Origin of the sequence: Pseudoalteromonas sp. 78C3, assembly GCF_002836695.1 — a bacterium.
Classification (GTDB): domain Bacteria; phylum Pseudomonadota; class Gammaproteobacteria; order Enterobacterales; family Alteromonadaceae; genus Pseudoalteromonas; species Pseudoalteromonas arctica.
In genome coordinates this window covers 79,538-88,187 of sequence record NZ_PJAV01000166.1, presented here as the reverse complement: position 1 = coordinate 88,187, position 8,650 = coordinate 79,538, and the positions used below count along the sequence as shown (strand labels likewise).

At 38.6% G+C, this 8,650-nt stretch carries 6 protein-coding genes and 7 tRNA genes; 6 read left to right on the top strand and 7 right to left on the bottom strand.

The genetic code is table 11. The annotated features are described in order from the left end of the window. Window positions 1-173: 173 nt before the first annotated feature. Both CXF76_RS15845 and CXF76_RS15840 read right to left on the bottom strand, forming a co-directional pair. Window positions 174-249 (bottom strand) — tRNA-Glu (locus CXF76_RS15845). Window positions 250-286: 37 nt separating this feature from the next. After that, window positions 287-362: transfer RNA gene (locus CXF76_RS15840), tRNA-Ala, on the bottom strand. Window positions 363-1,518: 1,156 nt separating this feature from the next. Here CXF76_RS15840 and CXF76_RS15835 point away from each other — a divergent pair. The 6 genes from CXF76_RS15835 to CXF76_RS15810 all read left to right on the top strand — a co-directional run bounded on the left by CXF76_RS15835 (window position 1,519) and on the right by CXF76_RS15810 (window position 4,173). Then, window positions 1,519-1,594: transfer RNA gene (locus CXF76_RS15835), tRNA-Val, on the top strand. A 153-nt stretch (window positions 1,595-1,747) separates the two neighbouring features. Beyond that, window positions 1,748-1,823, top strand: a tRNA-Val gene (locus CXF76_RS15830). A 48-nt stretch (window positions 1,824-1,871) separates the two neighbouring features. After that, a tRNA-Val gene (locus tag CXF76_RS15825) sits at window positions 1,872-1,947 on the top strand. 33 nt (window positions 1,948-1,980) lie between these two features. Next, window positions 1,981-2,056, top strand: a tRNA-Val gene (locus tag CXF76_RS15820). Between the two features lie 61 nt (window positions 2,057-2,117). Next, window positions 2,118-2,193, top strand: a tRNA-Val gene (locus tag CXF76_RS15815). Window positions 2,194-2,526: 333 nt separating this feature from the next. After that, entirely contained in the window at window positions 2,527-4,173 is a 1,647-nt protein-coding gene (locus CXF76_RS15810; protein ID WP_024591593.1) for a tetratricopeptide repeat-containing response regulator, read from the top strand. Between the two features lie 4 nt (window positions 4,174-4,177). On the opposite strand, the gene msrB is transcribed toward CXF76_RS15810, so the two are convergent. From msrB to zipA, 5 genes are all read right to left on the bottom strand, one after another. After that, a complete protein-coding gene (gene msrB / locus CXF76_RS15805) occupies window positions 4,178-4,618 on the bottom strand; it encodes a peptide-methionine (R)-S-oxide reductase MsrB (RefSeq protein WP_007584021.1) in 441 nt (146 codons plus the stop codon). Window positions 4,619-4,765: 147 nt separating this feature from the next. Then, window positions 4,766-5,206: a hypothetical protein gene (locus CXF76_RS15800; protein ID WP_024591594.1), complete on the bottom strand. Its 441-nt coding sequence runs from the start codon at window positions 5,204-5,206 to the stop codon at window positions 4,766-4,768. Window positions 5,207-5,208: 2 nt separating this feature from the next. Continuing rightward, window positions 5,209-5,727, bottom strand: a complete 519-nt coding sequence (locus CXF76_RS15795; protein WP_007584017.1) for a DUF2919 domain-containing protein — start codon at window positions 5,725-5,727, stop codon at window positions 5,209-5,211. A gap of 10 nt (window positions 5,728-5,737) precedes the next feature. Then, window positions 5,738-7,756, bottom strand: a complete 2,019-nt coding sequence (gene ligA, locus CXF76_RS15790; protein ID WP_024591595.1) for an NAD-dependent DNA ligase LigA — start codon at window positions 7,754-7,756, stop codon at window positions 5,738-5,740. Between the two features lie 80 nt (window positions 7,757-7,836). Next, window positions 7,837-8,604, bottom strand: a complete 768-nt coding sequence (gene zipA, locus CXF76_RS15785) for a cell division protein ZipA (protein ID WP_007584012.1) — start codon at window positions 8,602-8,604, stop codon at window positions 7,837-7,839. Between the last annotated feature and the right edge of the window lie 46 nt (window positions 8,605-8,650).

Sequence of the window (8,650 nt, the reverse complement as noted above, 5' to 3'; positions counted from 1 at the left end):
GGTGTCCTAGGCCTCTAGACGATGGGGACACATAAATGTGTCACTAGGACAGTTGATAAGTTTAACTCACATCATGAGCTTTAAGGTAATTGCGTTTAATACAAGTAAAGACTCGAGCTTTAATTGTGACGCTATTTTCTCGGTAAAACCGCCTTTAACTAATAAAAGTTAAGTGGCGTCCCCAAGGGGATTCGAACCCCTGTTACCGCCGTGAAAGGGCGGTGTCCTAGGCCTCTAGACGATGGGGACACAGAAAACTGCTACCCTAGGACAAAACACTAATTTTTGGTGGAGCCATGCGGGATCGAACCGCAGACCTCTTCACTGCCAGCGAAGCGCTCTCCCAGCTGAGCTATGGCCCCAACTTAATCAATACCCGTCGTGATAAACACATCGTGTATCGCTTAGTGCGGGGCGCATTCTATGCACCACCCAAAATAAAGTCAACAGTTTTTTACCTAGCTTTATTTAAATGGTTTAATTTTCAACAAACTGGCTATCAAGCGTGCTAAAAAATACAATTTGAATAAGATTCTAGCCCTACTGCTTATAATAACATCACTATATTGCAACGAATACTCAATAACCCCCTACTCCCCTATTTGATGCAACAAAATTGCATCAAAGCAAAGGTATACATTTATATGCAAATTGAACTTATCTAAAAACTACCAATTAAGGCCTCGCCAATCGCCTTAATCTTTTAAAGTTAGAATTGCTTATAATAACCAAAACTTAAATGTGGGTTTGAGAGTACCCGCAGCCTTTACTTGCTTAATAACCAGCGTAGCTCGTACTAAAAAACTCGATTATTGTTTGAAGAACATTTTTAAAAGAGCATTGTAGCTTCGTAATGCTATGTACAAAACTTCAGGGCGTGTTGATCTTTGGTGGGTGAATTTGCAGAAGTATGTTTGGTTTTTAGGCAAGGCAGAGCCTATGTAGTTTGGTTATTACCCATGAATAGGCGATAACGCCGCATAAAGTCCAAACATGCGCTGCCCTTTGGGTTCAATCCACAAAGGTCAACACGCACTAGTTATATGTGATCTATTAGTCTTAATCCGAAGGCTATTAGTGAAGTATGAGTATTTACGATTTGGCTAGGTTCGCTTATAAAAATAAAGTAAGTACAAAAATAGAGTTTAGAATGCTGAAAATAGCATTTGTTTTGGGAAGTTTAGATTAAATTCATTTTTAAAGGACCGCTCTATTCACTAAATAACTCGCCCTAATATTAATCCATCTTGCTCATAATCATAAAAACGACTCCAGTAAAAAAAACAATAAGTATCGTGAAGCTAAATTTAAGATTAATAAAATACAATTTCCTACTCACTTTTAGGAGCTTAATTGAACTGCAATATCAAATTTGATGATAAAATAGACTTCAACCATATCCTATTGTTTATAAAACCTTCATTCAGCACATTTTTATCATTCAAGTGTTGACACATTTTCAACTCTATCTATAATAGCGCCCCACAACAACGCAGCAATGCAATGTTGTTTAGATGTGGGTGATTAGCTCAGTTGGGAGAGCATCGCCCTTACAAGGCGAGGGTCACTGGTTCAAGTCCAGTATCACCCACCACTTTTTAATTAAAGTGTTCACATCTAAATTCTATATGGGTCCTAAGCTCAATTAGAAAAAAGAGAGCATCATCGCTACTTACAAACAACAATGAAGTTCACTGGTTAAAGTCCAGTACTATTTATTTTAATAGTAGCGTTTTAAATTATATGTGGGTGATTAGCTCAGTTGGGAGAGCATCGCCCTTACAAGGCGAGGGTCACTGGTTCAAGTCCAGTATCACCCACCACATATAAAACCTATTATTATATTAATAGTCGCGTTTTAAACTTAATATGGGTCGTTAGCTCAGTTGGGAGAGCATCGCCCTTACAAGGCGAGGGTCACTGGTTCAAGTCCAGTACGACCCACCACTATTTACAGTGGTGCATATTAAAATGTAATTTGGGTGATTAGCTCAGTTGGGAGAGCATCGCCCTTACAAGGCGAGGGTCACTGGTTCAAGTCCAGTATCACCCACCAAATTACATGAAGCGGTTAATTGATAACGAAGAATTAAATAACAAGTATACCTATTATATGTGGGTGATTAGCTCAGTTGGGAGAGCATCGCCCTTACAAGGCGAGGGTCACTGGTTCAAGTCCAGTATCACCCACCACATATAAATACCATCAGACAACTCTTTAAATGACAACTTCTCTAGTAATAACTCTTTTCCCATATTAAATACATTTAACTACTCTTTTTACCTTAAATACATTTCATATTTTTATTAAAATCTAAATTTCTATATCAAAGCACTCATCAAATTAGAGTTATCCATTTTACTTATTTAGTTTTTAATTATGTTATTCGGCTCAGTACTTTCGTAGTTAGATAAACGTATTAGGCAAAGTTAAGTACCTAATAAATACAGCTATCATTTAAATTCCCTTGTAAGCAGTTAAACTGTTGATTATAGTCTGTGTTAAATACAATTACGCTTAAGCCAATGCCAACTAAGATCTATTCAAAAGCCAAAATACTTATAGTAGAGGAGCAGCCACTTGCTCAAAGCTATATGAAACAATCGTTAGAAAGGCTTGGCTTTCGGCAGTTGCGCTTTGCTGATCATGCAAATTCTGCAAAAGAGCAGTGTTTAAGTGAAGAATTTGATCTAATCGTTTGCTCATTCAACTTAAATAAACACCAAGATGGCTACCAGCTTTATGAAGAGCTACGTGTAAAGCAACTCATAAAAAGCTCGACTGGCTTTATTTTTATCTCAGCAGAAACAAGTGGCTCACTCGTTCATAGTGTTCTTGAGCTGCAACCTGATGACTTTTTAGTTAAACCTTTTACAGTACAAGAGCTTAAAATACGCATTGAACGAATCCTAAAGCGTAAACACGACTTACAAACAGTGTATTCATTAATTGATGATGGTAACGATTCAAAAGCTATTAAGTTTATTGATACCGCTCTGGATAAAAAAAATAATAATTACAGCCCTATCCTACTTCGCTTAAAAGGTGATGCCTTACTTCGCTTAAAGCGCGCTCAAGATGCGAAAGACTTTTTTAAGTCTGTTCTCGACATTCAAAAATTTGCTTGGGCAAAAGTAGGCTTAGTAGAAGCACTTATAGCGAATAACGAACATATTTTGGCGCAGCGAATGCTCAAAACAATGTTAGAGCGCCAAGAAACTCGTTTAGTAGCCCTTGATTTGTTGGGCAGATTAGAAATAAAGCTAAATCAATTTGAGCTAGCACAAAGCTTTTTAAGCCAAGCTGCAGAAATTGCACCGCGAAATATCACACGCCAAAAATCGCTAAGTAATGTGTCGCTAATTAATCACGACTACGAAAAAAGCTATTTAACTCAAAAAGATATAGCCACCTTTGCAAAACACTCAATACACGACCACCCCGATGTATATTTGAATGCAGCACGTGCAGGTATCGACTTTGCGCTAACGACTGATCAAACCGATCAAATTCAACGAATTTCTAGGCAAACCAATCAGTACATTAATGATTTAAAAAAACAGTTTCCTAATAATACAAATCAAGCTCAAATTGATGTACTTAATGCACGACTCCATTACTTAAAAGACGAGCATCAAAAAGCGAAAAAGCTAATTGAACAACTTGATGATGACGATACTCATATCCGATCGGTTGATGGCGCACTTGATAAAGCAAAAGCATTTCATGAACTGGGGTTTCATCAAAAGGCGCAAACCTTATTCACACAAATAATTAGCCACTGTGAAAGACATCCCGCAGTTAGCGATACAACTTACTTGCGTTATATTCAGCAGCAACAAAGTGAGCGACGCGATATTAAAATGGGTCCAAAAGAGCTTAATAACCATGCCGTTAGTCAATTTAATAAAGGCCAATTAAATACTGCGTTGGAAGCTTTTACACAGGCGTTTAGAGTCATGCCTCGTAATCAAAGTATCGCACTTAATTTATTACAGTGCCTATTTGATTCAACTAAGCAATCTGGCAGCTCATTTAATATGGATCTTGCTAGAAGGTGCTACGCCCTTCTTGATAAAACTAAATTACAAGCAGATCAGACGCAGCGTTTAGATAAGATTTTGCACATAGCAAAAGAAATGAATTTAGATATTCAAAGCGCTAGTAAATAAAACATTAGAGCTTTTTCATTGATGCGGCATTAACGCAATAACGTAAACCCGTTGGTAATGGACCATCTGGAAAAATATGGCCTAAGTGCGAATCGCACACGTTACAAACCACCTCTATGCGCTCCATACCATGACTTGTATCGCTTACATAGCCAATCGCTTCAATTGTCGCAGGTTGCGTAAATGACGGCCAACCAGTACCACTATCAAACTTCTCATCAGCATCAAACAATAGATTATCACAGCAAATACACACATACTTGCCAGGTTCGAGTAATGTACAACTACCCGAACTACCTGGGCGCTCTGTTCCCTTTTTACGTGTTACGTAATATTCATCTTCTGATAGTTGCATCCGCCACTGCTCGTCAGTTTTGACTACTTTTTTACTTGGGGTAGGATTGCCATTGGTGGCAAAGTTAATAACATCATTCCACTTCAACATAATAGCCTCATTGAATAGTTGATTAGCTATACTTTATAAAGTCATAAAAAGTACGGCTAATTATTACGTTATTTAATACACTAAAGATCAGCTAAGGAGTGTTGACCGTTTAAGACTAAAACTCGTTCAATCTTAAAGGTAATTTTCTTAGCTAAAGGTAATATTTTGTTTTTCTGAGTCGGTAAGTATTCGTTTAATAAAACTATCTAGCTCTGCTTTTTTTACAGGTAAACTAACACTCATTTGGCGCTCGTTATTACTGTAAATTATTAGCCCATCATCCTTTGTCGTTATACGTTCAATACTCTCAATAACTAACCAATCTGGACCGTGCTTTTTATCAAAAAATCCCATCAAACTAAAAAGTAATAAGTGTTGGGCGTCTCGCTGAATAAAATCCTCTAACCTGTTTCTTGATTTAAATAAAGGCGTTAACCGATAAACGCTTGAGCAAAAAACAAATACCCATAACCCAAATAACGCTTTAAACCACATAAACTCTAAAAGCTCAGTGCTAATCATTAAAATAATAAGCACAAAGCCTATTATCGATATAGCTATCGCTATTTTTCTATTTACGGCGTCCACAACTAATCCCTTTTAAGTCGCTTTTTTTCTTCTGATGCCTTTTCTGTCGGCTCAGGCCAATCATTAAAGAAAACAGTTAAATAGCGGCTTTTCACCAAATACCATAATACCCATAAAACAATCATCATTTGTACTGCTAAAAATGATGAAAATCGATAATGGCTATGCGCTGCTTGAACACTTAACCATGTTAAATCAACAACTGCACATAAAATAAGAGGCCAGCGCATATGTCGCCATATTCTTGCTAACCTGTTGCTTGCACTGTGTGAATCTCGTGGTCTGCGTAAACAAAATAAAATAGTCGGTATTATTGCAATACTTCCAATCGTTATTGCGATAAAAAAATCATTTTTATTTTTAAAAAATAATGACATTAAATCTAGTTCAGGCCTGCGGCTTAAAGCCGCAATAACCCAAATAAAATAACTGCGTAATAGCACAAGCACACTTAAATGAAATGCAATAGGCGTACGGTAACTTCCGTACTTATCCCAGTATTCTGGCCCATATCGGCTCATTGTCATTTTCCTAACCGTTATGCTTTATAAGCAACTCAATTAATTCATCTTCAGTTAGTATGTCTATGCCTAGGTCTTGTGCCTTTGTTAGTTTTGAACCTGCTTTTTCACCCGCCACTAACGCATCTGTTTTAGCCGATACGCTACCAGACACCTTGGCACCAAGTTGTTGTAATCGTGCTTTTGCATCATTGCGATTAAGTGTATTAAGTGTACCTGTAAGTACATATGTAAGCCCAGCGAGCGGCTGTTCTTCCTCAGAAGGTGCGCTCAACGCTGGCCAGTTTACACCTTGATCTATCAGCGCATTAACAACTGCTAAATTATGTTCTTCATCAAAAAAGCCACGAACATGAGCAGCTACTATTTCGCCTACATCACTTACTTGCGTTAAACTATCAATGCTGGCATTTATTACATTTTCAAGGGTTAGAAAGTGATTAGCTAAATTTTGTGCTGTCGCCTCCCCGGCTTCTCGAATACCTAATGAATATAAAAACTTAGCAAGCGTAGTGCCTTTAGCCTCTTCAAGTGCTGTTACTAAGTTTTTAGCTGACTTAGGTCCCATACGTTCAAGTGACTCAAAATGCCCCTGTTTTAAAATAAACAAATCAGCAGGCGTTTTTATAAGTTCTCTATCGACTAACTGATCAACAATCTTATCGCCAAGACCATCTATATCCAGCGCTTTGCGCGAAGCAAAGTGCTTAATAGCTTGCTTACGCTGTGCAGGACATACAAGTCCACCCGTACAACGGGCTACAGCTTCGCCTTCAACCTTTTCAACATGAGAATCACAGATTGGGCAAGTCGTCGGGAATTCAATATCTCTGGCATCATCAGGTCTGCGTTCAAGTACAACTTGTGTTATTTGTGGGATTACATCACCTGCACGGCGAATAATAACCGTATCCCCCACTTTTACACCTAAACGTGCAACTTCATCACTGTTATGCAGTGTTGCATTTGATACGGTAACGCCACCCACAAAAACAGGCTTCAAACGTGCAACAGGTGTAATGGCGCCAGTACGACCGACTTGAAAATCAACATCAAGTAGTTGGGTTATTTCCTCTTGTGCCGGAAATTTATACGCAATAGCCCAACGAGGTGCGCGAGCTACAAAGCCTAAGCGCTCTTGTAAGGCTTTTTCATTTATTTTAATTACTACGCCATCAATTTCGTATTTAAGTGAGCTACGGCGCGTTAAAATATCGCTGTAGTACTCAAGCGCGGCTTTTGGACCTTCAACTAATTTTGTTTCTGGGCACAGAGGTAAACCCCAATCAGTCAACTTTTCTAATTGCTGATAATGATCCTGGGGAATATTGCCATCGGCAACAAGCCCAGTGCTATATGCGTAAAACATGAGTGGGCGCTTAGCGGTAATTTTAGAGTCGAGTTGTCGTAAGCTACCGGCTGCTGCATTACGTGGGTTAACAAATACTTTATCGCCACGCTTTTCTGCTTCAGTATTTAGTTTGTCAAAACCTGCGCTATCCATAAATACTTCGCCGCGCACTTCAAGCTCTTTCGGATAATCGCCACGTAACTTAAGCGGTACATTACGAATTGTTTTTACATTTTGAGTAATGTTTTCACCGGTAAAACCATCACCTCGAGTCGCTGCTTGTACAAGCACACCATCACGATAAATAATTGATACAGCTAAACCATCAAGTTTTGGCTCACAACAAAAAGTAAGCTCATCAGTACTCATTAAACGCTCTTTTATACGGCGATTAAACGCAGTGAATTCTTCTTCACTAAAGGCGTTATCAAGTGAGAGCATGGGTACTTGGTGCGCTACTTGTTCAAATTTACTAAGTGCTGCACCGCCTACTTTTTGTGTAGGTGAGTCGGCGGTTAAAAATTCAGGATGCTCGGTTTCAAGTGCGCTTAGTTCGCGTAATAACCTATCGTATTCAGAATCAGGAATACTGGGGGTGTCGAGCACATAATAATTATAGTTGTGTTGCTCTAATGTAGTACGAAGATGATTAACTTGCTCACTAATGCTGCTAGACATTTAAACCTCAATAAACATAAAAAAAGCCACTTTGACGATTCACCGTCCAGTGGCTTATAAAAATATAATATATGCGTTATTTACGCTGAAAAAGAACGAACCTGCTCAACATATTGTCTTACGCGATCTACTGTCATTTCATTTCGCTCAGCATCTAAAATTTGCGCACCAAATTCATCCGCTAACTTTTTAGCTGCGCTGTGCAACATATTAAATGCAGCTAGACCATCGCCGTCGCACGGTAACGTCATAAATAAGCTTACCCCTGCGGTACTAAACTGTTCCATATTATCAATATCAAACGTACCTGGGTTGTACATATTTACTAATCTAAATAAAACAGGGCCTTGACCAGCCGGATCTAAATGGCGATTAAAAAAGCCTTCCTCAGAATATTTAAAACCTAAAGTGTTAACTGCTGGCAATAATTTACTGCCCTGCATACTAAGCTCTTCTGGCATTTGAATATGTACAATAACAAAGTCAGACATTTGGGCAGGTGCTTCTTCAGCGCTTTGCTCTTTTGCTTCTAGGTCATCAACTATTTCTAGGTCATCTTCAATCGGCACTTCTGGCACGCTTGTATCTATTTGCGGCTCATTTGCATCAAAGTTAAGCTCGCCAAACTGTGGCTCATCACGTTCGTTTTGCATTGGCTCTTTTGGCTCAGCCTCAGTTCGAAACGGTTTAGATGAAGCTGATGCGCTTTCTTGTAATGGTTCAACCCGCTCGTTATCAGATACTTCTGGGCGGTCTTTTTTTCTCACAGACCACAATCCATGTATTAATAAACCACCAATGACAACTACACTGATAATGATTAAAACCCATCTTAATTGTTCGGCCATCCCCTCACCTTTTATTATTTGATATGCCTAAAACCTGTATATTAAT